Annotated in this window: 20 protein-coding genes; 12 read left to right on the top strand and 8 right to left on the bottom strand. The window is 52.6% G+C overall.

From position 1 onward, the window contains the following. Positions 1–42 precede the first annotated feature (42 nt). Both CBE72_RS06165 and CBE72_RS06160 read right to left on the bottom strand, forming a co-directional pair. A complete protein-coding gene (locus tag CBE72_RS06165; RefSeq protein ID WP_100142769.1) occupies positions 43–495 on the bottom strand; it encodes an NUDIX hydrolase in 453 nt (150 codons plus the stop codon). Further along, on the bottom strand, positions 488–1189 hold the full coding sequence (locus tag CBE72_RS06160) for a pseudouridine synthase (protein ID WP_100142768.1): 702 nt from the start codon (positions 1187–1189) through the stop codon (positions 488–490). The genes CBE72_RS06165 and CBE72_RS06160 overlap by 8 nt, the downstream gene beginning before the upstream one ends. A 475-nt stretch (positions 1190–1664) precedes the next feature. On the opposite strand from CBE72_RS06160, the gene CBE72_RS06155 reads away from it, so the two are divergent. Continuing rightward, entirely contained in the window at positions 1665–3890 is a 2226-nt protein-coding gene (locus tag CBE72_RS06155; protein WP_100142767.1) for an NADP-dependent isocitrate dehydrogenase, read from the top strand. Positions 3891–3989: 99 nt separating this feature from the next. Here CBE72_RS06155 and cspD read toward each other — a convergent pair whose 3' ends face one another. Continuing rightward, positions 3990–4196 (bottom strand): cold shock domain-containing protein CspD, encoded by a 207-nt coding sequence (cspD, locus tag CBE72_RS06150; RefSeq protein WP_025011178.1) that lies wholly within the window; start codon positions 4194–4196, stop codon positions 3990–3992. Between the two features lie 398 nt (positions 4197–4594). Between cspD and clpS the strand changes: the two genes are divergently transcribed. Both clpS and clpA read left to right on the top strand, forming a co-directional pair. Beyond that, positions 4595–4903: an ATP-dependent Clp protease adapter ClpS gene (clpS, locus tag CBE72_RS06145; protein ID WP_100142766.1), complete on the top strand. Its 309-nt coding sequence runs from the start codon at positions 4595–4597 to the stop codon at positions 4901–4903. Between the two features lie 34 nt (positions 4904–4937). After that, positions 4938–7196, top strand: coding sequence for an ATP-dependent Clp protease ATP-binding subunit ClpA (clpA, locus tag CBE72_RS06140; RefSeq protein WP_100142765.1), 2259 nt, complete (start codon positions 4938–4940; stop codon positions 7194–7196). 191 nt (positions 7197–7387) lie between these two features. Here clpA and infA read toward each other — a convergent pair whose 3' ends face one another. The 3 genes from infA to aat all read right to left on the bottom strand — a co-directional run bounded on the left by infA (position 7388) and on the right by aat (position 9097). Beyond that, positions 7388–7606: a translation initiation factor IF-1 gene (gene infA, locus CBE72_RS06135; RefSeq protein WP_005500725.1), complete on the bottom strand. Its 219-nt coding sequence runs from the start codon at positions 7604–7606 to the stop codon at positions 7388–7390. An 80-nt stretch (positions 7607–7686) separates the two neighbouring features. Beyond that, positions 7687–8409, bottom strand: a complete 723-nt coding sequence (locus CBE72_RS06130; protein ID WP_100142764.1) for an arginyltransferase — start codon at positions 8407–8409, stop codon at positions 7687–7689. Continuing rightward, positions 8387–9097 carry a leucyl/phenylalanyl-tRNA--protein transferase gene (gene aat / locus CBE72_RS06125; protein WP_100142763.1) on the bottom strand — a complete coding sequence of 237 codons (711 nt, stop codon included), beginning with the start codon at positions 9095–9097 and terminating at the stop codon, positions 8387–8389. The genes CBE72_RS06130 and aat overlap by 23 nt, the downstream gene beginning before the upstream one ends. Before the next feature lie 53 nt (positions 9098–9150). On the opposite strand from aat, the gene CBE72_RS06120 reads away from it, so the two are divergent. After that, a complete protein-coding gene (locus CBE72_RS06120; RefSeq protein WP_100142762.1) occupies positions 9151–9630 on the top strand; it encodes an outer membrane lipoprotein in 480 nt (159 codons plus the stop codon). Positions 9631–9706: 76 nt separating this feature from the next. Here the strand turns inward: CBE72_RS06120 and CBE72_RS06115 are convergent, their stop codons facing one another. Then, positions 9707–10060 (bottom strand): hypothetical protein, encoded by a 354-nt coding sequence (locus tag CBE72_RS06115; protein ID WP_100142819.1) that lies wholly within the window; start codon positions 10058–10060, stop codon positions 9707–9709. 237 nt (positions 10061–10297) lie between these two features. Between CBE72_RS06115 and CBE72_RS06110 the strand changes: the two genes are divergently transcribed. Further along, positions 10298–11050 (top strand): Nif3-like dinuclear metal center hexameric protein, encoded by a 753-nt coding sequence (locus CBE72_RS06110; RefSeq protein WP_100142761.1) that lies wholly within the window; start codon positions 10298–10300, stop codon positions 11048–11050. 131 nt (positions 11051–11181) lie between these two features. Here CBE72_RS06110 and cysZ read toward each other — a convergent pair whose 3' ends face one another. Then, the gene (cysZ, locus tag CBE72_RS06105; RefSeq protein WP_100142760.1) at positions 11182–11952 is read right to left on the bottom strand and encodes a sulfate transporter CysZ; all 771 of its coding nucleotides are present in this window, start codon (positions 11950–11952) and stop codon (positions 11182–11184) included. 242 nt (positions 11953–12194) lie between these two features. On the opposite strand from cysZ, the gene CBE72_RS06100 reads away from it, so the two are divergent. The 7 genes from CBE72_RS06100 to CBE72_RS06070 all read left to right on the top strand — a co-directional run bounded on the left by CBE72_RS06100 (position 12195) and on the right by CBE72_RS06070 (position 22655). Further along, positions 12195–15620: a chromosome segregation protein SMC gene (locus tag CBE72_RS06100; protein ID WP_100142759.1), complete on the top strand. Its 3426-nt coding sequence runs from the start codon at positions 12195–12197 to the stop codon at positions 15618–15620. 21 nt (positions 15621–15641) lie between these two features. Further along, positions 15642–16610: a cell division protein ZipA gene (zipA, locus tag CBE72_RS06095; protein WP_100142758.1), complete on the top strand. Its 969-nt coding sequence runs from the start codon at positions 15642–15644 to the stop codon at positions 16608–16610. Positions 16611–16684: 74 nt separating this feature from the next. Then, positions 16685–18691, top strand: a complete 2007-nt coding sequence (ligA, locus tag CBE72_RS06090; protein ID WP_100142757.1) for an NAD-dependent DNA ligase LigA — start codon at positions 16685–16687, stop codon at positions 18689–18691. Between the two features lie 396 nt (positions 18692–19087). Further along, a complete protein-coding gene (locus CBE72_RS06085; protein WP_100142818.1) occupies positions 19088–19573 on the top strand; it encodes a DUF2919 domain-containing protein in 486 nt (161 codons plus the stop codon). 278 nt (positions 19574–19851) lie between these two features. Next, a complete protein-coding gene (locus tag CBE72_RS06080) occupies positions 19852–21060 on the top strand; it encodes a cyclic di-GMP phosphodiesterase (RefSeq protein ID WP_100142756.1) in 1209 nt (402 codons plus the stop codon). 117 nt (positions 21061–21177) lie between these two features. After that, positions 21178–21999, top strand: coding sequence for an SDR family oxidoreductase (locus tag CBE72_RS06075; RefSeq protein WP_157929043.1), 822 nt, complete (start codon positions 21178–21180; stop codon positions 21997–21999). Positions 22000–22034: 35 nt separating this feature from the next. Continuing rightward, on the top strand, positions 22035–22655 hold the full coding sequence (locus tag CBE72_RS06070; protein WP_100142754.1) for a thiol:disulfide interchange protein DsbA/DsbL: 621 nt from the start codon (positions 22035–22037) through the stop codon (positions 22653–22655). Positions 22656–22847: the final 192 nt, after the last annotated feature.

Below are 22847 nucleotides of genomic sequence, written 5' to 3'. Positions count from 1 at the left end.
CTGCGGGGGCGTATTCTATCATGCCTTGGTGCCCAGAGCTAATCACAACAGCTCGCTATTGAGCAAAGATAACGGCAGCCGTTGTCCCTGCAAATAGCTCTCCAGCGTGGCGCTGACCAAGGGGCTACGAAGCTTGGGGCCCAGAGCGGTGATTTCATCCATACTCAACCAATGGGCGGCCTTGATGGCGACGTCCAAAGGCTTGGTACTCTGACACTCAGCCAAGCGGGCACAGAAGGTGAAACGTAAAAAGGCCAGCTCCTTGGAAACGCTGAACTGATCTATCCGCACCAGAGCTTCAGGGGTGACTGTCAGGCCGGTTTCTTCGAGCACCTCGCGGCGACAGGCATCGATAAGGCTTTCGCTTGCTTCTAAGTGACCGGCCGGTTGGTTGAATTTTTGCTGGCCGTCTATCAACTCTTCGACCAGCAGAAAACGATTCTCGGCCTCAATAATACAGGCTACTGTCACATTGGGGCGATAACGGTTAGTCATGGAGAAGCTCCTTAATCGCCACGTCGGAAAGAGTACGATATTCACCGGGCTGCAGGCATTGCCCTTGCTCGCTACCCAGGCTGAGAGCGCCTATGGCATAACGTATCAATCTTAAAGTGGGAAACCCGACATGAGCTGTCATCCGTCGCACCTGACGATTGCGCCCCTCACGGATACAGATCTCCAGCCAAGTGGTGGGGATATTGCGCCGCTCACGTATAGGGGGATTGCGTGGCCACAAAGATTCGGGTGACTGCAAACGGCGCACCTTGGCAGGCAGGGTGGGGCCATCTTTCAACTCAACGCCCTGACGCAAGGCTTGAATCGCGGTGTCATCAACATCGCCTTCCACCTGTACCCAGTAGGTCTTGTAAGTGTGTTTATTGGGTTGGGTCAGCTTGGCCTGCAGTTGACCGTTATTGGTGAGCAGTAGCAGGCCCTCGCTGTCTCTGTCCAGACGGCCTGCGGCATAAACACCGGCAATGGGCAGCAGATCTTTGAGCGTGCGCCGTCCGCCTTCGTCGGTAAACTGGCATAACACATCGAAGGGTTTATTCAGCAGTACCACCTGGGTTTCTGCAATCGAGAGAGATTGTGTCTTTGGCCGCAGGTGTTTGGAACCTTGGCTCTGGTTATATGGACTCTGTCTTTTACGGTTACGACTAAGGCCCGCTCCCTTGGTTGTCTTATCCATTCGTGGGCCCCTGGAAGATGACGCTGGTTTGTTTTTATTCCCGCTGCTTGAATGCGCTTCCTTTTCGCTGCCAGCTTTTTTACAACCATGGGGTTTATCTGTGCTTGGCTGGCGTTTGGATTTTGAGTGAGAGACTGGCGAATTCATTGAGATATCCTGGCTGCTTGAGCTATGTGCTCTGACCATTTAAAAGCGATATGCCAGAGTGTAACACCTATGCCCCGCCTGACGGCAGCGCAGGTTTGGAACTTTTAACAGAGTGTACCCGGCACTCGCCTATAGTGGAATTTGAATCTTGGCCGGAATGCTCTATGATGTTCGCCAAATTGTGATCTACAACCAATTTTCGCGCCCCTCGACCGGATCTATATCAACGGTGAGCAAAGGTGCTACCTTGGGCCAGAAAAGGTTAGGAAAACCCAAAAAATAACAACACTTATAACAACTTATTTTTATAAAAAGCGTAGGACTGAAAATGACTGATAAAAACCCCACTATCATCTATACGCAGACAGATGAAGCGCCGGCTTTGGCGACCTTATCTCTACTGCCTATCATCAAAACTTTTACCCAGGCAGCCGGCATCAATGTCGAAACCCGCGATATTTCTCTTTCCGGCCGTGTGATTGCCGCTTTCCCCGAGCGTCTGACCGAAGCGCAGCGTATCGGTGATCATCTGGCGGAGCTTGGTGAACTGGCGACTCAGCCCGAAGCCAATATTATCAAACTGCCCAATATCAGCGCCTCCATTCCTCAGCTGCAGGCTTGTATCAAAGAGTTGCAGGCCAAAGGTTATGATCTGCCCGATTATCCGGCCGAAGCCAAAAGCGATGAAGAGCGGGAAATCAAGGCCCGTTATGACAAGATCAAGGGCAGTGCGGTAAACCCTGTGCTGCGTGAAGGGAACTCAGACCGCCGCGCCCCAACTTCGGTCAAGAACTATGCCCGTAAGCACCCGCATTCAATGGGTGCCTGGAGCAAGGACTCCAAGTCTCATGTGGCTCATATGCAACAAGGGGATTTCTACGGCAGCGAGCAGTCCGTTACCCTCAAAGATGCCGATACTGTCAGCATAGTGCTGGAACAAAACGATGGCGGCCAACTGGTGCTCAAGCAGGGGCTTGAGTTGCTGGCAGGTGAAATCATAGATGCGGCCGTTATGAGCAAGCGCGAACTGACCGCCTTCTTCGAGCGCGAAATTGAAGCCGCCCGCCAAGAAGATGTACTGCTGTCGCTGCATCTGAAAGCCACCATGATGAAAGTGTCCGATCCGATTATGTTCGGCCATGCGGTGAAGGTGTTCTACAAAGATGTATTCGCCAAACACGGTGAAACTTTGCGTGAGCTGGGTGTGGACGTCAACAATGGTCTGGGTGATGTCTATGCCAAGATAGCTAAGTTGCCGGCCGAGCAGAAAGCGGCCATTGAAGCCGATATCGCCGCCGTCTACCAGAGCCGCCCTGAGCTGGCGATGGTGAACTCAGACAAGGGCATCACCAACCTTCACGTGCCAAGCGATGTGATTATCGATGCTTCCATGCCTGCTGCTATCCGCTCCAGTGGTCAGATGTGGGGCCCGGATGGTCAGTTGAAAGATACCAAGGCGCTGATCCCGGATCGTTGCTATGCCGGTGTTTACCAGGAAACCATCAGTTTCTGTAAAGAACATGGCGCCTTCGATCCTGCGACCATGGGTAGTGTGCCAAACGTGGGACTGATGGCCCAGAAGGCCGAAGAGTACGGTAGCCATGACAAGACCTTTGAAATCCCTGCGGCCGGTACCGTCAAAGTACTGGACAAGGACGGCAACCTGCTTATGTCCCACGCCGTTGAAGCCGGTGATATCTGGCGCATGTGCCAAGTAAAAGATGCACCAATTCGCGACTGGGTCAAGCTGGCCGTACGCCGCGCCAGACTGAGCAACACCCCGGCGGTATTCTGGCTGGATGAAAATCGTGCCCACGATGCCCAGGTGATCGCCAAGGTGAATGCCTACCTGCCTGAGCATGATACCGATGGGCTTGAGTTGCACATCATGTCACCTGAAAAGGCGGCCCGTTTCTCCCTTGAACGTATTAAAGCCGGTAAGGACACGATTTCGGTAACAGGTAACGTGCTGCGTGACTACCTCACCGACTTGTTCCCTATTCTTGAGCTGGGTACCAGTGCCAAGATGCTGTCAATCGTCCCGCTGATGAATGGTGGCGGTCTGTTCGAGACAGGTGCCGGCGGCAGTGCACCCAAGCATGTACAGCAGTTTGAAGAGGAAAACCACCTGCGTTGGGATTCTCTGGGCGAGTTTCTGGCGTTGGGAGCCTCACTCGAGCACCTAAGCCAGACGACGGCCAATGCCAAGGCTCAGGTGATGGCTGATTGCCTGGATCAGGCAATAGGGCAGTTCCTGGATAACAACAAGTCACCATCTCGTAAAGTGGGGCAGTTGGATAACCGCGGCAGTCATTACTTCCTGGCGCAATACTGGGCCAGCGCGTTGGCCAAGCAGGACAAGGATGCCGAGCTGAAAGCTTATTTTGCGCCTCTGGCCGAAGGCCTGGTGGCTGCAGAAGAGCAGATAGTGGCTGAACTCAATGGTGCTCAGGGAGCCGCCGTTGAACTGGGTGGTTACTATAAGCTGGATCCTGTTAAAGCCGAGCAGGCTATGCGCCCAAGTGCCAGCCTGAATCGCCTTCTGAGCGCTTGATGTTAAAAGTTGAATGAGGGAGTTATCCCTCATTCAATTGCCAAGTAAGCATTAAAAAGGCGGGGATGACCCCGCCTTTTTTCATCTCTGTTCACCCGGTCATTTAACTGGAGAGATAGCCGAGGCATGCATACCCTTTGGGCCCTTCTCAACTTGAAATTCAACAGGTTGGCCTGCTTTTAGAGTTCTATAGCCTTCCATTTCAATGGTTGAATAGTGCGCAAAAACATCCTCACCACCTTCATCAGGGCAGATAAACCCGAATCCTTTGGCGTTGTTGAACCATTTAACAGTTCCGCTTGCCATACTTCCACTTCCTTCTATTGTCTGCTTCCCAGTAAGATAGTAAAACTTTTGAGCGCTTTAGCAGTCGCTCAGATAACAGAATGTAAGTAGTGTTGCTGGATGTCAAGCTGAAATTAACAAAAAAACAACATTGTTTTGGGGCGAGTCCGGGGGAATTTTGTTACGGCTGCATTTTGTCTGAACAGGTTGCCCTGGAGTTTGCCGAACTTGATTTCGGTGGTTTCGTTTTAACCGATTGAAAAATAAGCATGAGTTAGAAACGCCTTAGACAAGCGCCGCCGCGCCAGAGTATAGTGTGACAAAGGGCCATGCCGCCCAAGTCTCGCCAGGCGCTACTTTAAAATGCAGCCGGGCATAGTGTGTTGGTAGAAGCCAAATTGAGAGGCTAATATTGAATCATGGGTAAGACTGGACAGATAGAACGTGTGGAGGAAGGGGTTGAGCAGGAACTGCAACCGCCTCCAATGTATAAAGTGATTCTGAACAACGATGACTATACCCCAATGGACTTTGTTGTGGAGGTACTGCAGCTGTTCTTTCGTAAGAATGAACAGGAAGCCACGGACATTATGTTGACCATACATCATCAGGGAAAGGCGGTTTGTGGCATTTATCCATTCGGGATAGCCGAAACCAAAGTGGTTCAGGTAAATCAGTTTGCAAGACAAAACCAACATCCGTTACTGTGTTCGTTAGAGGAAGCTTAACCAGCCTGTCTCTGTAGTTTTTTAGGGGGTGCGTATGCTGAACAAAGATCTTGAAGTGACCTTGAACCTGGCATTCCAACAAGCCAGAGATGCCCGTCACGAATATATGACGGTTGAGCACCTGCTGCTGGCGCTGACCGATAACCCTGCCGCAAGAGATGCCTTACTCGCCTGTGGTGCCAATATCGACCGACTCAAAGAGGACGTTGCCAACTTTATTAATCAAACCACGCCTATTATCAGTGACCCTGATGACGAGCGTGAGACCCAGCCGACACTGGGTTTCCAGCGGGTGTTGCAACGGGCTGTATTTCATGTGCAGTCGTCAGGTCGCAATGAGGTAACCGGCGCCAACGTGCTGGTGGCCATTTTCAGCGAACAGGAGTCCCAGGCGGTTTATCTGCTGCGCCGTTACGATATTACCCGCCTGGATGTAGTGAATTATATTTCTCACGGCTTTGCCAAGAACGATGAGGCCGATGCTCCGGGTTCGCAGGAAAGCCTGGAAGATCAATCCGAAGCCACAGAAGAGCGCAGCATGCTGGCTCAGTTTGCCAGCAATCTCAATGAGATGGCCAAACAGGGCAAGATAGATCCGCTTATCGGCCGCGACAACGAAATTGAACGCTCGATTCAAATTCTTTGCCGTCGTCGCAAGAATAACCCGCTGCTGGTGGGCGAAGCCGGCGTCGGAAAGACTGCCATCGCCGAAGGTTTGGCCTATCGGATAGTCAATGAGTCTGTGCCTGAGGTGATCAGCGAAGCGACCGTCTACTCTCTGGATCTCGGCGCGCTGTTGGCCGGCACCAAGTATCGCGGCGACTTCGAGAAACGCTTCAAGAGTCTGCTTAAAGAGCTGACCGCGGATCATAATGCGATTCTGTTCATCGATGAAATCCATACCATTATCGGTGCCGGTGCGGCATCCGGTGGGGTGATGGATGCATCCAACCTGCTCAAGCCCTTGCTCTCCAGCGGTAATCTGCGCTGTATGGGCTCTACTACTTTTCAGGAATATCAAAGCATCTTTGAGAAGGACAGAGCATTGGCGCGGCGCTTTCAGAAGGTGGACATTCACGAACCTTCGGTGGCCGAAACCACCAAGATACTTCAGGGGCTCAAGAGTCGTTACGAAGAGCATCATGGAGTGCGTTATACCCAAGCCGCCTTGGCTTGTGCCGCCAGCCTGTCGGATAAGCATATCAACGACAGACATCTACCGGATAAGGCCATCGATGTGATCGACGAAGCGGGGGCGCGGATGGCGATGATGCCACAGAGCAAACGCAAGAAAACAGTGGGTCAGAGCGAGATTGAAACCATCATCGCCAAGATGGCTAGGATCCCGGAAAAAACAGTGACGTCTTCCGAGAAGGACTTGCTGAAAAACCTGGAACGCAACCTGAAGATGGTGGTGTTCGGTCAGGACAAGGCGATAGAGAGTCTCAGCGCGGCGATTCGGCTGGCACGCAGTGGTCTTGGCAATGAAAACAAACCAGTGGGGAGCTTCCTGTTTGCCGGCCCAACCGGGGTGGGTAAGACTGAGGTGACCAACCAGTTGGCGGCATGCCTCGGCCTCAAGCTTATCCGCTTCGATATGTCCGAATATATGGAAAGTCATACTGTGTCGCGTTTGATTGGCGCGCCTCCGGGTTATGTCGGCTACGATCAGGGTGGTTTGCTGACCGATGCCGTGATCAAGACGCCTCACTGTGTGGTGCTGCTCGATGAAATCGAAAAGGCGCATCCGGATATCTATAACCTGCTGCTGCAGGTAATGGATCACGGCACTTTGACCGATAACAACGGCCGCAAGGCGGATTTTCGCAACGTGACCCTAGTGATGACCACCAACGCCGGGGTGCAGGAAACGGTGCGTAAGTCCATTGGCTTCAAACAGCAGGATCACAGCCAGGATGCGATGTCGGAGATCAATAAGGTGTTCTCGCCCGAGTTTCGCAACCGACTCGACTCCATTATCTGGTTCAACCATCTGGATATGACCATTATCGCCAAGGTGGTGGACAAGTTCCTGGTCGAGCTGCAGGCACAGTTGGATCAGAAAGGGGTGACGCTGGAAGTCAGTGATGAAGCCAGAACCTTGCTGGCCGAGAAGGGGTACGACAAGACCATGGGGGCCAGACCTATGGCCAGAGTGGTCAAGGATCTGCTGAAACGGCCGCTGGCCGATGAAATCCTGTTTGGCAAACTCGAGTCCGGTGGCATCGCCCATGTGGATGTCAAAGATGGCGAACTGGAGATCAACACGGAAGCGCCGGAGAAGATCTCCTGAGAAGCTTAGTCGAAACAAAAAAATGGCTGCCACTGGCAGCCATTTTTATTCTGAATCCTGACCCTTATCCGACACATTGATGCCTGGATAGACAACGGCAGGCCAGGTGCGCCTGCTGCGCAGTGGGTCGCCCCCATGGGCTCACCAGCAAAAAAACCGGCACAGCCGGCTTTTGAGAAATAACTGGGATCTTAGCGTGAGCGGAAGACGATGCGGCCTTTGCTCAAGTCGTATGGAGTCAGCTGCACAGTGACCTTGTCACCGGTCAGGATTCGGATGTAGTTTTTACGCATTTTACCGGAAATGTGAGCAGTCACAACGTGACCGTTTTCCAGTTCAACCCGAAACATTGTATTTGGCAAGGTTTCAAGGATAGTCCCTTGCATCTCAATGTTGTCTTCTTTCGCCATTAATCAGTTATCCCGTTAGCCTCGAATGTAAAAAACCGCCGTATCATGCCGCAAATTACAACGGCTGTAAAGGGGAGGCCTCAGTGATTGTCGCTTTTCTGCCAGCCCTGAACGCCGAGGATCTCATAGGGGCGGTAGAGTCGCTTGTAACCCATTTTGTCGTGGTTATCTATTTGATATCCCAAATAGAGAAACGATTTCGACATCAATTTGCCCAGGCGGCATTGCTGCAGCACCAGTAAGCTCCCGAGGGATCTATCGCTGTAGTCCGGGTCGAAGTAGCTGTAGATGGCTGACAGGCTCTGGGGCAGGAGATCTGTCACCGCCACGGCAACCAGTCGCTGACCATGCCAAAGTTCGATAAACACCGGACTGAGCCACTCACAGGCGAGAAAATGACGGTACTGCTCTTCGCTCGGAGGATACATGGGGCCGTCACTGTGGCGGGCACAGATATAACGCTCATAGAGGGGATAGTGAGCCGGGGTTTCCTCGGTCACAATCCGAAAGTGCAGGTCACGATTTTTAGCCAGGGTGCGTTTTTGTCTTTTGGACAGGCGAAATTCATCCAGCGGGACTCTGATGGGCTGACAAGCGTTGCAGTGAGGGCAACGGGGCTTGTAGATGGCGCCGCCACTGCGGCGAAACCCCAGTGCCAATAGGCGCTCAAACAGTGACAAGTCCAGCTCATCTTCCTGGATCACCAATAACTGCTCCTGTTGTCCGCTCAGGTAGCTGCAGGCAAAGGGTTGGCTGAGGCCTATGGCAATGGCATGGGTATCAGAGTTCAAGTTTGACCTCATCGGTTTGCCAGCAATCCCTGGCAAGACTACCGTCCCTGAACTGTTTCAAGAGTGCGAGAAAATCTTTACGATTTAAACTCTTGGCTCCGAGGCTCTCAAGGTGCGGATTCATCACCTGAGCATCGATAAGTCTGAAACCCTGCTTGAGTGCATATTGGTGCAGGGCGATAAAGGCCGCCTTGGAGGCGTTAGTTTTACGGTGGAACATGGACTCGCCACAGAACACCTGACCCACGGCCAGGCCATACAGGCCACCTATCAGGCGATCATTGTCCCAGACCTCGAAGGAGTGGGCATGGCCCAAGTGGTGCAGCTCCTGGTAGGCCAGACGGATCTCTTCGGTTATCCAGGTGCCGGGCTGATCTTTTCGCGGCATGGCGCAGCCGGCCATCACATCGGCAAAGGCTCGGTCGATGCTGAAAGTCCAATCCTGCTTTTTCAAATACTTGCGTAGACTACGGGAGATATTGATGCTGCCAGGAACAAAGACGGCGCGGGGATCCGGAGACCACCAGAGAATGGGGTCATGGGTATTGAACCAGGGGAAAATACCCTCGTAATAGGCGTTGAGTAACCGCCTGGGATGCAGGTCGCCGCCAATGGCCAATAGGCCGTTGGGATCCGTCAGCGCCAGCTCAGGCGACGGGAAAGGATCCAACTCATGATTTAAGAAAGACAGTAGGTTCACAATTGCGTATGATTCTGCTCAGGGCCTTCTTATAAGTTAGCGGAAAAACAGCTATGTGGAAACTGATACTGAATGCAATGCTGCTGCTCTCATTGTCCCTCGCAGCAGGAACCCAGTCCCTCTATGCCGGTTATGATAGAAATCAGGCTCAGCCGGTTGAGAAAGTACTCTACGGCCAGGTGGAATCGGTACGGAAAATCACCGAAAAACAGCTGATGGAAGACAGAAATCGCGGCTGGAAAACCTTCGGTGGTGCCTTGCTCGGTGGCGTGATTGGTCATCAGTTCGGTGGTGGTAGTGGTCAGGATGTGGCAACCGTGCTGGGTGCTCTGCTCGGCGCCGGTATTGGTCATCAATATGGTGACAGCAGTTACTATCGTGAACTCAAGTTGGTGGAGTTGATGATACGCCAAGAAGATGAAACCCAGGTGATGATCATACAAGACGAAGATCCCGGCATGACCTTCAAGGTAGGCGATGAAGTGCGGGTGGTTTATCTGCAGGGTAGCGTCCGGGTCGACCTGGCTATGTGATTTGACTGTGTAAGCTTTGAGCCAATAACAGATAAAACAAAGGCGCCGAGAGGCGCCTTTGTTTTGGATGGAACAATTAAAAACCACGAGGCAGTTTGTGATTACCGGCCGCCAGTTTTTCACGCCACAGTTCTTTGGGAGTCTTGCCCCCTTGGTTGCCGGCTTTGGCAGGCGTAGCCTGTTTGGGTTGGGTCTTAGCGGCGGGCTTTGCAGCAGGCTTGGCCGCCTTGGTTTTTTCCTGCTTTGTTTCAGCCTTGGCTGGTTTGGCGCTATCTGCCAGCATCTGTTCCAGTTCAGCGAAACGCAGTGATTTACCGCCATCGATTTTGTACCAGCTGCCATTTTGTTCAATGGTCACTGCTTTGCCCTGTTGCTCACTGAGAGCTTGCTGCAGTGCGCTGATAACTTCTTCTTTGGTCAGTTTTGCCATATTCATAACCTGTTTGTTTTTAGAGTTACTTGAAGGTTTGCGATAATTTTATAAGTCAAAGGCCGGAAATGTCCAATTTGCAGGCCAAAAAGCAGCAAACTTGTGTCCAAGGGCGCAGCTTTTGCCCGCTTTGGGGTCTGAAACCGACCTCCTGACGCGGAATTGTGAACTCAACCCCAAGGACTTGCTGTGCTAGAATGTCGGCATATATCGGCATCTGAATCGACAGGAAACCCCATGAAAAGAGAGGAACTCAGACAATATCTGCACGAACTGTTACAACTGGATAAATTTCGTGATTATGCTCCCAATGGCTTGCAGGTTGAAGGCAAGGGCGAAATTCGCAAAGTAGTCACAGGTGTGACCGCCTGCCAGGCATTGATTGACCGGGCAGTGGCAGCCGGAGCCGATGCCCTATTGGTGCACCATGGTTTTTTCTGGAAGAATGAGCCCGAAGTACTGACCGGAATGAAACAGCGACGGATCAAGACCTTATTGCTCAACGACATTAACCTGTTCGGTTATCATTTGCCGCTCGATGCCCATCCTGTGCTGGGTAATAACGCCGAATTGGGCCGGTCGCTTGGGATTATAGAGCCAGAGGCGGTGGAGACTGTCGCTCAAGGTTTGCTTTGGCAAGGTGTATTTGATTCACCAATGACAGCCAAAGATTTGAGTGCCTTGCTTGAGCAACGTTTGGGGCAGGCGCCTCTACACTTGGATGGCGGTGATAAATCTATACAAAAGCTGGCTTGGTGCACTGGCGGCGCTCAAGATTATATCGATACCGCCGCGACCTTGGGGGTAGATGCCTTTATCAGCGGAGAGGTGTCAGAGCGCACTTTCCATAGCGCGGTGGAGCAGGGGATCCATTACTTCGGTGCTGGTCACCATGCTACAGAGCGGTTTGGTATCAAGGCCCTGGGAGAACATTTGGCTCGAGAATTTGATCTCGAACATGAGTTTATCGATATTCCAAACCCAGTGTAATTTTATGCCGGGATGATTAGGCCAAGGCCCCGAGTATTCCTGTTATATGCATACCGCCGCCAAACCATTGGTGGCGGTATGCAACGTCAGCTAGATTATTGTTGCAGCCTTAATCTTCATGGATACGACGTTTAATCGGGCGCTATGGCCGGATTGCGATAGGCCTCGCGATACTTGTCGACCCACATGGAAGTGGCACCGCAAATGGCAACCGGCATCACGATAAAGTTGACTATAGGGATCATGGAAAACAGAGTGACGGCGGCGCCGAAGCTCATACTGCTACCCTTGGTATTTTTCAGGGCAAACTTCATCTCTTTGAATGCCACCTTGTGGTTATCGAAAGGATAGTCACAGTATTGGATGCTCATCATCCAGGCACTGAAGATAAACCAGACCACAGGGAAAACGGTTTGGCCAATCACAGGGATAAAAAACAGCAGTAAGATCAGTATGGCTCGTGGCAGGTAATATGCCAGCTTTTGCCATTCACGACCGAGGATCCGCGGCAGATCCTTGATTAAATCTAAGGTGCCGCCGGTATTGAGCGGCTTGCCGGTCAGCAGTTGCTCTACCTTTTCGGCCAACAGACCGTTAAATGGCGCTGCCAGCCAGTTCATCACGGAGCTGAAGATAAACGATAGCAGCACCAGCAGGGTGATAATCGCCAGTGGCCAGAGGATCACATTAAGCCAGCTGAGGTAGTCCGGCAGTTGGCCTTCGAGCCAGGCAAACACATTTCCTAGTTGGCCTATGGCAAAATAGATGACGCCGGCAAACAACAGCAGGTTGATCATCAGCGGAATAAACACAAAGCTGCGCAAGCCCGGTTGCTTGATCAGGCTAAAGCCTTGGAGAAAATAGTTGACGCCGCTCTTGGCGGGTCTTGAAGATGCGGACATGTACCACTTACTCTCAATAAAAGAATACTTAGGCCGATTTTGAGCAACCAAGGCCACGAAAACAAGGGAAAAACGCAGCCAAGGGAATAAAAAGCGTTACAAAATGCGGCCCGCTTTGCTAAAGTGACAGCGCTTATACAGCTTCTTGGGCCAGGACGGCGGCGTTTCAATCAGGCTATTGAATTTCCTTCAGGATTGGCCCGCAAAACAAAAACAATCGGCACTGACATCCAACGGCAAATATGAGACTCAAACAGATAAAACTCGCTGGCTTCAAGTCATTTGTCGATGCTACCAAAATCCCTTTTCTCAATCCGCTGACGGCCATTATTGGCCCTAATGGCTGCGGTAAATCCAATGTGATTGATGCCGTGCGCTGGGTGCTGGGTGAAAGCTCGGCCAAACACCTGCGCGGTGACTCCATGGCCGATGTTATCTTTAACGGCTCCAGTGCCCGTAAGCCTGTTTCTGTCGCCAGCGTTGAGCTGGTATTCGACAACGCCCTTGGACGTATCGGCGGCCAGTATGCCAACTACGGTGAAATTTCCGTCAAGCGCCAGGTCTCCCGCGATGGCGAAGCTCTTTATTTTCTCAACGGTCAAAAATGCCGCCGCAAGGATATTACGGATATCTTTATGGGCACCGGCCTTGGGCCGCGCAGCTACGCCATCATAGGCCAAGGCACCATCTCCCGCTTGATCGAATGCAAACCTCAGGAACTCAGGGTTTTTATCGAAGAGGCCGCTGGTATCTCCCGTTACAAAGAGCGGCGCAAGGACACGGAAAACCGTATTCGCCATACCCGTGAAAACCTTGAGCGCCTGGGGGATATTCGCTCCGAGCTGGGTAAGCAACTGGATAAGTTGACGATTCAGGCTCAGGCCGCCAAACGCTATCGGGAATACAAGCAAAGCGAGCGGCGCTTGCATGCTGAACTCTTGGTGATGCGTTTCTTGGAGCTCAATGAGCAGACCGAAGCGCAAAACAGCGAGATAGAAAGGCTGGAGACCGAGCTGGCCCAGCAGCAGGCGCTAAAACAAGAGTTGGAGTTGAGCCTGACTCGGCAAAAGCTGGCTCAGGATGAACTCAGTGAAAAGGAGCAGCGCCAGGTTGCCGATTATTATCACAACAACACTGAAATCGCCCGTATCGAGCAGCAGCTCAAGTATCTCAAAGAGCGGGATAAACAGCAGGCATCTGAATTGGGTGCGCTGCAACAGCAAATCGCCACATTGAATGAACAGCTGGCTCAGGCCAAGCAGCAGGAGCAAACTCTGGATGACAGTTTGCAGCAACATTTGCCGCGCCAGGAGGTGCTGGAAGAGCAGCAGTTTGAACTGAGCCAACAGTATGAAGCGGCGCTCTCGCAAAGTGAAAGCCTTGCCGGTGAGTTGCAACAGGCGGTGACTGCAGTCAGAGATATCAAGCATCAGCAGGAGCTCGCCGCCACCCGGGAGCAGCATCTTAAACAGCAACATGCCCAGCGCACCGAGCAGCTCGATAAGCTTAGTGCAAGATTGCAGCAACCTGAGGCCGATAACGGGGCAAACCCGGCTGAGCTTCAGCAGCAGGTCAGCTTGTGTGAGTCACAATTGGCGGCAGCTAAGGCCGATGTCGAACGCCATGGTGCAGAGTTGATTGAGGCCCAGGAAACGTGGGAGCGGGCAAGACAAGCGGAGCAACAGCTGGTGCAGCGCCGCTCGGGGCTAACTGGTCGCCTGGAACTGATAAGTCAGTGGCTCGAAGGCGCCGCTCAAGCAACGCAAGCAACACAAACTGCCTTGATTCAGCTTTGGCAGGACATTCAGGTCGAGGCCGGTTGGGAGCAAGTGGTTGAGGCTTGGCTTGGCCCCTTGATGCGCGCCGCTGTCTATCCTGACAGCAAACCATTTGATGGCCAAGGTTTTGCTCAGACTCGTCGCCAAAGTTGGGGGCCGGTCAGCGCTAGCGTCAACTTAAGCCCCTGGCTTGCCAGGGTGCGCTGGGCCGAGTCGGCGCAGCAGGCATCCAACTTGCTCGAGCAGGGGCTGGCAGAGGGGGAGTTGATCCTCTGCCGCGATGGCAACCTTTTTGCGCATGATGTAAAGCTGACGCTCGCCGAGGATGGCCAGTCACTGGTGAAGCTGACCGCCGAGCAGGGCGCCATTCAGGCCGAGCTCGATAAGCTTGCAAGTGAGAGTCGGCAGGTGCAGCAACAAACCACTGCGGCTCAGGATAGGTTCAACGAATTAAGGCAGGCTCAGCAGCTCAAGTCCGAGGCGCTACAGCAACAGCAACTGGCGTTGACCCGCGCAGTGATGGCTTGTGAGGCGGCTACCGAGCAGGCGGCACGCGAACTCAGACAAAGGCAACAGATAGAAGCGGAAATCGCCGAGCTAAAAGAGCGCCTCGAGCAGGAGCAGTTTGAGCTGGAGACGCTGATTGAGAGTCAGTTTGCTGCCGATGATACTCTTTATGAGCGCCAGCGGCAGGAGCGATTGCTGAGTGAGCGCCACAACGAGGCCAATCAGCAAAAAAACAGCCTTAAAGTCAGCCTGAGCGAACTCGAGCGCCAGTTAAAAACCTTGAACGGGACTCTGGCGGAGCAGAAAACCGCCTTGGCGTTGGCAGCGCAGCGGCGTAAACAGTTGACCGAGCAGTTGCAGCAGGCTGAGCACAAGCGCAGTGAATTGCTAGATAGACCGCAGCAGGGGGCAGATAGCGCCGAGCTGCAACCGCTGGAGCAACGCCTGGAGGGATTGCTGGCGCAGCAACACAGGATGCAGACGGAGCTTGAGCGCACCCGGGCCAAACTTGCCGAGCAGCAACAGCAGTTGGATAGTACAGCTTTAAAGCAAAAACAACAGCTTGGACAACTGGAGCACTTGACTCAGACAATCAGCACGTTAAAGTTACGTCGCGAGGGCTTAAAAGGTCAGGCCGACAGCCAATTGGCGCAGCTCAGCGAGCAACAGATCAAGTTGCATGAAGTGGCGGCAAACCTGCCGGATGAAGCAAAAATCGAGCCCTGGCAGGATGAACTGGAATCGGTTCGGCGCAAGATAAGTCGCCTCGGCGCCATTAACTTGGCGGCCATTGAAGAGTATGAGCAGCAAAAAGAGCGTAAAGCTTATCTCGATGCCCAGGATGAAGACCTCAACAAGGCGCTGGCTAGTCTCGAAGAGGCGATCCGCAAGATAGACAGAGAGACCCGCAGTCGCTTCAAGGCGACTTTTGAGCAGGTCAATGCCGGACTGGGCGAGTTGTTTCCCAAGGTATTTGGGGGCGGCAGTGCCTACCTGGCGCTGACAGATGATGATTTACTCGATACCGGAGTGACCATCATGGCCCGGCCACCGGGCAAAAAGAACAGCACGATTCATCTACTTTCGGGTGGAGAAAAGGCGCTGACGGCTTTATCATTGGTGTTTGCGATTTTCAGGCTCAATCCGGCGCCTTTTTGTATGCTGGATGAGGTCGATGCACCCTTGGATGACGCCAACGTCGACAGATTCTGCCGTCTTTTGCAGGAGATGTCGGACAGCGTACAGTTTATCTATATCAGCCACAATAAGCTCACTATGGAGATGGCTGATCAGTTGATAGGTGTCACTATGCATGAGCCGGGTGTCTCTCGCATAGTCGCAGTCGATATTGAAGAAGCGGTGGCTATGGCCGACGCCGGATAACCATAGGAAAACAGGTAACCAATGGAAGATTTGCAACTGGTATTGTCTGTATTGGGCGCGATTGCCATCATTGCCGTGCTGGTTCACGGTTTCTGGTCTATCCGCAAACAACAGCCCAAGTCGCTGAAAGAAAACCCGCTGACAGGTTTCTATAAGGATCAGGCTCGGCGTGATAGCGAAGGTTTCGATGCCGATGGAATTGGTGAGGTGAGGGTGCGTAAAGTCTCACCGGATGAAAAGCCACCCAAGCTCAAGAGCAGCAAGTTGCGTAAACCTGGCTTCCAGTCGCCTCAGGTTGATGAGACTGAAACTGAACAGGCATTTTCCCTCTCAGGGGCCAAACCCGAGCCGAGAGTGAATAGCAAGCCACAACGGCAAGAGCCAGTGTTGCATCTCGATGATGACCAAGATACGGCTGAAATGCAGATGGAGCTTGGGCTGGGCGCGGATAATCACAACGACACTCAAATAGCGGCCCAAGCCGGTCATCAGGCAAATAGTCAGCCAGAGCCACAACTGGCTACTGAACAACAGACCCGCGAGCAGGCCAAGGAAGAATCGCGCCACGATGAGTTGCCCGATCCCAAGGATGTTTTGGTACTGCATGTGGTTGCCAAAGAAGGCGAGAGCCTCAGCGGCGCCGAGTTGCTGCCTTGCTTGTTGGCACTGAACTTCAAGTTCGGTGATATGAATATTTTCCATCGCCATGAAGATAACGCTGGTACGGGGCGGGTGTTGTTTTCCCTAGCCAACATGGTGAAACCCGGGGTGTTTGATCCGGACAACATGGAACAGTTCAGCACTCAAGGGATAGTCCTGTTTATGACCTTACCTTGTCATGGCGATCCGCTGATGAACTTTTCCATCATGCTCAACTCCGCCCATCAATTGGCGGATGATCTTGGTGCCGATCTGCTAGACGGCCAACGTCAGCCATGGCATCAGGACACTAAACAAGCCTACCTGGGCCGTATTCGGGCTCAGGGCTGATATTCATCAGGGAGCCAGTGTGAGTCTCTCTATCCAAGGCCGCCTCTGCGGCCTTTGTTTTGTGCGGAATTTTTATGCAAGCCATTGAAAACGAAATTGATCAGCTGATAAGCACCATTAACGAGCACAACATTCGCTACTATGTGGATGACAACCCCAGCATTCCCGATGCCGAATATGACCGCCTGATGCAGCGGCTCAAAACGCTTGAGGCCGAGCACCCTGAGCTGCAACGCAGCGACTCGCCAAGCCTCAGAGTCGGTGGGCTGGCGCTGGCCAAATTTGAACAGGTAACTCACCTCAAACCTATGCTCAGTCTGGACAACGCCTTCAGCGAAGAAGATTTTGCCGCCTTCCATAAGCGGGTGACTGACAGAGTAGGCGAGTTCAGCTATTGCTGCGAGCCCAAGCTCGATGGGCTGGCGGTCAGTATTCTCTATCGCGATGGCGTGTTGGAGCGTGCCGCCACCCGTGGCGATGGTGCGGTCGGTGAAGATATTACCGAAAACGTTCGCACCATTCGGGCGGTGCCGCTGAAACTCAGGGGCGATGACTATCCGCCGCTGTTGGAAGTGCGCGGTGAAGTATTCATGCCCAAGGCGGCCTTCGAGGCGCTCAACGAGCGTAACCGAGTCAAGGGAGACAAGCTGTTTGTCAATCCGCGTAATGCCGCCGCCGGCAGTTTGCGGCAGCTGGACTCCAAGATCACTGCCTCTCGGGCACTGGCGTTTTACGCTTATGCATTGGGCGTGGTTGAGCCGGAATCCTTCCCGCTGGCGGACACCCATCTTGGGCAGTTGCAGCAGCTTAAAACCTGGGGATTGCCGGTCAGCAGTGAGATCCGCCTTGCCAAGGACCTCAGCGAAGTGGATGACTACTACCGGGATATTATGGCGCGCCGCAGTGCTTTGGCCTATGAAATCGATGGTGTGGTATTCAAGGTCAACAGCATAGAAGCGCAGCAGACACTGGGATTTGTCTCCCGTGCACCGCGCTGGGCCATCGCTTATAAGTTTCCGGCCCAGGAAGAGATGACTCTGCTCGAAGGGGTCGACTTTCAGGTAGGCCGCACCGGCGCCGTGACACCGGTTGCCAGGCTTAAGCCTGTGTTTGTCGGTGGGGTGACAGTTTCCAACGCCACTTTGCACAACGCCGACGAAATCGCCCGCCTTGGGGTGAAAGTTGGCGATACTGTGATCATTCGCCGTGCCGGTGATGTTATCCCACAAGTGGTTGCCGTGGTGCCGGAAAAAAGACCTGAGGATGCCAAAGAGATCCGTTTCCCGGCGCAATGCCCGGTTTGTGGCTCTCAGGTGGAACGTCTCGAGGGTGAAGCCGTGGCCCGTTGCACAGGTGGCTTGTTCTGCGAAGCGCAGCGCAAGGAAGCCATCAAACACTTTGCTTCCCGCAAGGCGCTGGATATAGATGGCATGGGCGACAAGATAGTCGAGCAGCTGATCGATAAGGAGCTGGTAGAGAGCCCGGCGGATCTGTTCTCACTCACGGCTTCTGCCCTGACTATGCTGGAGCGGATGGGGCTCAAGTCGGCCACCAATCTGGTGCAGGCCATAGAAGCGGCCAAGCAAACAACCCTGCCCAAGTTTCTCTACGCTTTGGGGATCCGTGAGGTAGGCGAGTCTACCGCTGCCAACCTGGCACGGCACTTCAAAGAGCTGGATGCCCTGAAGCAGGCGAGTGTCGAGCAGCTTATCGAAGTGGAAGATGTCGGCGCCATAGTGGCTCAGCATGTGGCGCACTTCTTTGCTCAGCCCCACAACCTTGAGGTGATAGATAAACTGCTGGCCGCCGGGGTGACCTGGCCGGCCATCGAAGCGCCGTCTGAAGACGAGCAACCGCTCAAGGGGCAGACTTGGGTCTTGACCGGCACTTTGAGCCAGATGAGCCGCACTGACGCCAAGGCGCAGCTGGAGGCGCTCGGCGCCAAAGTGTCCGGCAGTGTCTCCAAGAAGACAGACTGCGTAGTGGCCGGCGAGGCCGCTGGCTCCAAATTGACCAAGGCCAATGAGCTTGGGGTCAAGGTGTTGGATGAAGCCGGCCTGCTGGCGCTGCTGCAGTCCTGAGCCGAATTTCTCTGCAGCAATCCTGAGCTTAATCTTTCTGCTTCAGCCTCGCCAAGCCGCGGGGCTTTTTTACCTTCACTCAATGGCAACCAATCCGAGGTGGTATGAACCCCTTAAGATTGTAGAGTCAAAATAGCCAAACGGTGTGTTTCTGGCTTCTATTTAGCTTATTTGCGCCACATAACTTGAATTGTGTTGCCACAGGACCCACCTCATTATTCCGTAGGATGGTTGGTCGAGACTCGCTCTCAGATCGCCTCATTGAGGCCGCTTATGGAAGAGGTGTATCTCGGGGCATCTGCTTAAAAACAGAGTCAGTCACAAGCGTGGACGCTTTAGGTTATTTTTATCATGGCTGCGCCAGGCCTTGTCTGGGTGAGTCACAATCATGGGATCATGCCCTTGCTTAAATTTGAACATGTGCGCTGGCTCGACAATGACGGCCATATCAAGCCACCGTTACTGCTTTACATCATAGTGCTGTTTTTGGCTCGCGGCTGGTGTGTGTTTGCAGCGTCCCTGACCCAGGCCAGCGACAGGGCCGCTCTGGTGCGGCTATTTTATCCGGAAAAGAGTGACTTTCTATTGTCTCTGGCCGCCGGCGCCGGCGCTTTGTTGATCTATGGTTTGATCCTGGCTGAGCGTAAACGGGTATTTGAGGCATTGATCCCATTGTTTCGGCAAATTCGCTGGTGGTTGGCGCTGCTGCTGGGGATAGATGGCATGCTGCTTATTCAGCGTCTTGGTCACAGTGACTGGCTATTTAGTTGGAATCTGGCGTTGGATGCCTTATTGCTGTTCTGGTCCTTGCTGTACCTCGCCAAGTCGGCGCATTTACGCCATTATCTCAACGACTGGCAAAAACAAGACATATCGGAGTGACTTAAAAGGCAGATTCGGCAGTTATTTGCTATATAAAACAGGGATCAGTTTGTTTCTGTCGGCTCAAATAACTATTTCTAGCGGCCATTTCGGGTGAAATTTAAACAGATCCGGGCGCCCAATGCAGTTTAAAGACTAAAATACTGTCAAATATGCTGTTTTTGTCATAAATTTGGCGCTTAAGTCTTACGCTTGGTTTTCAATAGACTATAGTTAGGACTCTTGGGTAATGGTTTTTTAAACCTTGTTTATCAAGTCGTTCTCTGGAGAAACTTTGAGTGGCCAAAGCTGAAAGGATCCATCTCCCGCTGTCACGCCTGCAAACCGGCATTACAGTCAAATTGCCTCTGTCTTGGACAGATCACCCCTTTTTGTTTAATCGCATAGAAATCAAAGATGCCAGTCAAATAGAGATGATCCGTAATCTCGGAGTGCCCTATGTCATTTTGCTCTCCGATGAGGAACTGCTCAATGATGTGATTGAAGAGGAAGACGAGGCGCAACAGGTAACAGAGCAGACAAAGGACAGTAAGCCAGATCCCAAAGCGACAGCTCGTAAGGCGATACGCAAAAGTCAGGGACGTTTTTTGAATGCCATTAATGACAGTCGTACCGTGGTCAGTAAGTTGGTGTCCGATCCCGAAGGCGCCGCTCGTGAAGCCTCAACTTTAGTTGAGCAAATGCTGGAGCATCTGTTGGAGTCCGATAGCCCCAAACTGGCATTGGTGTCCAGTGGTGAAGGCGCTCCCAGCGTGACTCAACACGGGATATCGGTCGCTGTATTGGCTTTGATGATTGCCCACTCATTGGAACTCTCCAAAGATAAGCTTAGGGATATCGCCCTGGGCGCACTGCTGCATGATGTTGGAAAGCTCAAGGTGCCGGAGTCTATCAGACGTAAGCGCGGGCCTTTGAGTCAACATGAAAGCAACTTTCTCTCTATGCATCCCAATTTCGGTTATGACATGCTCAAACGCAGTGGCCTGTTTGGCAATGAGGTGCTGAATATCGTGATGCACCACCATGAGTTTATCGATGGCTCCGGCTATCCAGATGGGCTCAAGCTGGCCAAGTTGCCCCTGATCACTCAGATAGTCGCGCTGGCCAACGACTATGACAGCCAATTGGCGCGTCAGGAGATCGTCTCGCCGCAAATCGCTTTGGGATACCTATTTAAATATCGGGTTGGCAAACATCAGGAGCAACTGATTTCGGCGTTGGTCAAGGTGTTGGGTATATATCCGCCTGGCACCCTGGTGAGTCTGTCTGACAACAGCGTCGGCAAGGTGATGATGACCACATCAGAGGTGCGACAGCCTCAGGTTTGGGCCTGTAAACGCGATGGCAGCGAGCCTAAGTTGCGCTTTCTGATGGATGAAGATGTCAGCGTGGAGGCGGTGCTCAAGTCTGATGAACTGACCGAAGGCGCCTCAAAAACCCTGCAAACCGGTGCCAGCATCAGTTTCTATTTCAGCGCCCTGGAATAGTTTGCAACCCGCTTGCTCTTGCTTTGAGCGGCTAAAGTTTAGTCACTCATAGGTTCACCTCTGGTTTTTATTGTTATTTGTCTTATGCTTGAGCTCGGTTTACAGCGGAGTAGGGCGATGAAACATATTGCGGTTTGGGGCTGCGGCTGGTTTGGTTTGCCACTGGCAAGGACACTGCTTGCCAGTGGCATTAAGGTTTGCGGCAGTAAGCGTACCGAGGAGGGCGCGGAGCTGTTGAGAAAAGAGGGAATAGATGCCGTGACCCTCAATCTTGCTGAACCGGCACCTTTACCTTCGTTGCCGGATGACTGTGATGCCCTAGTGCTCAATATCCCCCCCGGTCTAAGGCGCGGCGATAATGATTATCTACCTTCTCTCGAGCGCTTATTGCCTGTGATTGCTGCAAGCTCCATCAAACGCCTGTTGTTTATCAGTAGTTCAGGGGTTTACCCTCAGTCTCAGGGCGTAGTCACAGAGACGACATCTGTTGATGCTCCATCTGACAGCTATTGCGGCACCTTGGCGATGGCTGAACATAAGATACTGGCGCTTGCCAATGAAGGTCTTCAAGTCACTGTTATCCGTTTTGCCGGCTTGGTCGGTCCAGGGCGTCACCCTGGGCGCTTCCTCGCTGGAAAGACAGGGCTGCCCGGTGCGAACGCCGTGGTGAATCTGGTGCACCTCGATGACTGTATAAATGCCTGCTTGAAGTTATTGACCGCCGCTAACCCCGGGGCCATCTATAATCTTTGTTCTCCGTGTCATCCAACTAGGCAAGAGTTTTATCCGGCTGCCGCCAAGGCACTCGGCTTGGCATCGCCCGAGTTTGCAAAAGAGAGTGAAACCGGTAAGTGGGTGGATGGTTCTCTCATCTGCCGCGAACTTGACTTTGAATACAGTTACCCCGACGCTGATAGCCTTATTGCCGCTTGCCGTTAAAGGGCATGATTAAAAACAGAACAAGAGGAAAGCCTATGTCTTTGTTATCTAGAATGGTGAGAGCCTTGCCGTTGATACTCTTGGCCATTGGCAGTTTCAGTGCCAGTGCGGCCGATTTTCAGGAAGGGCGCGATTATGTCAAGGTGGCGGGGATCCCCGAAGCCAAGGGCGGTATTGTCAGAGAGTTTTTCTCCTATAACTGCCCCCATTGCTACTACAAGGATCCCTTGATGCAGCAAACAGCTGCCCTGCTGAAGGGGAAACTGGATTTTGAAAGAACCCCGGTCGGTGCCGGACGTCCTTCCTGGATCCTCAGTCAGGAAGCCTATTATCTGGCGCAAAAATTCAGGATTACCGATCAGGTGCACGGCAATATTTTTAACCGGATCCATGAACAACATCAGGCCTTTGAGCGGCCGCAACAGTTGAAGGATTTCTTTTTGGCACAGGGGGTGAATGAGCAAGAGCTTAACCAAACCTTAGGCTCGGCCGACAGCAAGCTGGCATTGGCCAATTATGATACCCAGACTCAACTCTCCGGGATCCGTGGTGTGCCCTCTCTTTTGGTCAATGGCAAGTATTTAATTACCTCGAAAAGTTCAGATCCCAAGGAGTTGGCGGCACTCATTCTCTATCTGAACCGGGAAGCACCATAATTTCCATAATATTATCAATATCATCAAGAGGCCGTAAGGCCTCTTTTTTTATCTCTGTCCTAATACCTAGAGTTAATTCTGTACGGGTTAATGGCTGGGTTTGGTTGTTTACTCCATTTTGACCACTTTTCATCAAGAGAGTTGGACTCTTGCTCTATTCACTATATGGCGGAAAAGAGCCGCTTTTTTATC

It is taken from the genome of Shewanella carassii, from assembly GCF_002777975.1.
GTDB lineage: Bacteria > Pseudomonadota > Gammaproteobacteria > Enterobacterales > Shewanellaceae > Shewanella > Shewanella carassii.
This window is presented reverse-complemented; position numbering and strand designations above follow the sequence as displayed.

Bases quoted from the DNA above. Each gene is read 5' to 3' on its own strand.
- CBE72_RS06165 (WP_100142769.1), bottom strand. From the start codon at position 495: ATGACTAACCGTTATCGCCCCAATGTGACAGTAGCCTGTATTATTGAG.
- CBE72_RS06100 (WP_100142759.1), top strand. From the start codon at position 12,195: ATGAGACTCAAACAGATAAAACTCGCTGGCTTCAAGTCATTTGTCGAT.
- CBE72_RS06085 (WP_100142818.1), top strand. From the start codon at position 19,088: ATGCCCTTGCTTAAATTTGAACATGTGCGCTGGCTCGACAATGACGGC.
- CBE72_RS06160 (WP_100142768.1), bottom strand. From the start codon at position 1,189: ATGGATAAGACAACCAAGGGAGCGGGCCTTAGTCGTAACCGTAAAAGA.
- ligA (WP_100142757.1), top strand. From the start codon at position 16,685: ATGCAAGCCATTGAAAACGAAATTGATCAGCTGATAAGCACCATTAAC.
- clpS (WP_100142766.1), top strand. From the start codon at position 4,595: ATGGGTAAGACTGGACAGATAGAACGTGTGGAGGAAGGGGTTGAGCAG.
- CBE72_RS06130 (WP_100142764.1), bottom strand. From the start codon at position 8,409: ATGAGGTCAAACTTGAACTCTGATACCCATGCCATTGCCATAGGCCTC.
- infA (WP_005500725.1), bottom strand. From the start codon at position 7,606: ATGGCGAAAGAAGACAACATTGAGATGCAAGGGACTATCCTTGAAACC.
- CBE72_RS06070 (WP_100142754.1), top strand. From the start codon at position 22,035: ATGTCTTTGTTATCTAGAATGGTGAGAGCCTTGCCGTTGATACTCTTG.
- clpA (WP_100142765.1), top strand. From the start codon at position 4,938: ATGCTGAACAAAGATCTTGAAGTGACCTTGAACCTGGCATTCCAACAA.
- CBE72_RS06075 (WP_157929043.1), top strand. From the start codon at position 21,178: ATGAAACATATTGCGGTTTGGGGCTGCGGCTGGTTTGGTTTGCCACTG.
- CBE72_RS06120 (WP_100142762.1), top strand. From the start codon at position 9,151: ATGTGGAAACTGATACTGAATGCAATGCTGCTGCTCTCATTGTCCCTC.
- zipA (WP_100142758.1), top strand. From the start codon at position 15,642: ATGGAAGATTTGCAACTGGTATTGTCTGTATTGGGCGCGATTGCCATC.
- CBE72_RS06155 (WP_100142767.1), top strand. From the start codon at position 1,665: ATGACTGATAAAAACCCCACTATCATCTATACGCAGACAGATGAAGCG.
- cysZ (WP_100142760.1), bottom strand. From the start codon at position 11,952: ATGTCCGCATCTTCAAGACCCGCCAAGAGCGGCGTCAACTATTTTCTC.
- cspD (WP_025011178.1), bottom strand. From the start codon at position 4,196: ATGGCAAGCGGAACTGTTAAATGGTTCAACAACGCCAAAGGATTCGGG.
- CBE72_RS06115 (WP_100142819.1), bottom strand. From the start codon at position 10,060: ATGGCAAAACTGACCAAAGAAGAAGTTATCAGCGCACTGCAGCAAGCT.
- CBE72_RS06110 (WP_100142761.1), top strand. From the start codon at position 10,298: ATGAAAAGAGAGGAACTCAGACAATATCTGCACGAACTGTTACAACTG.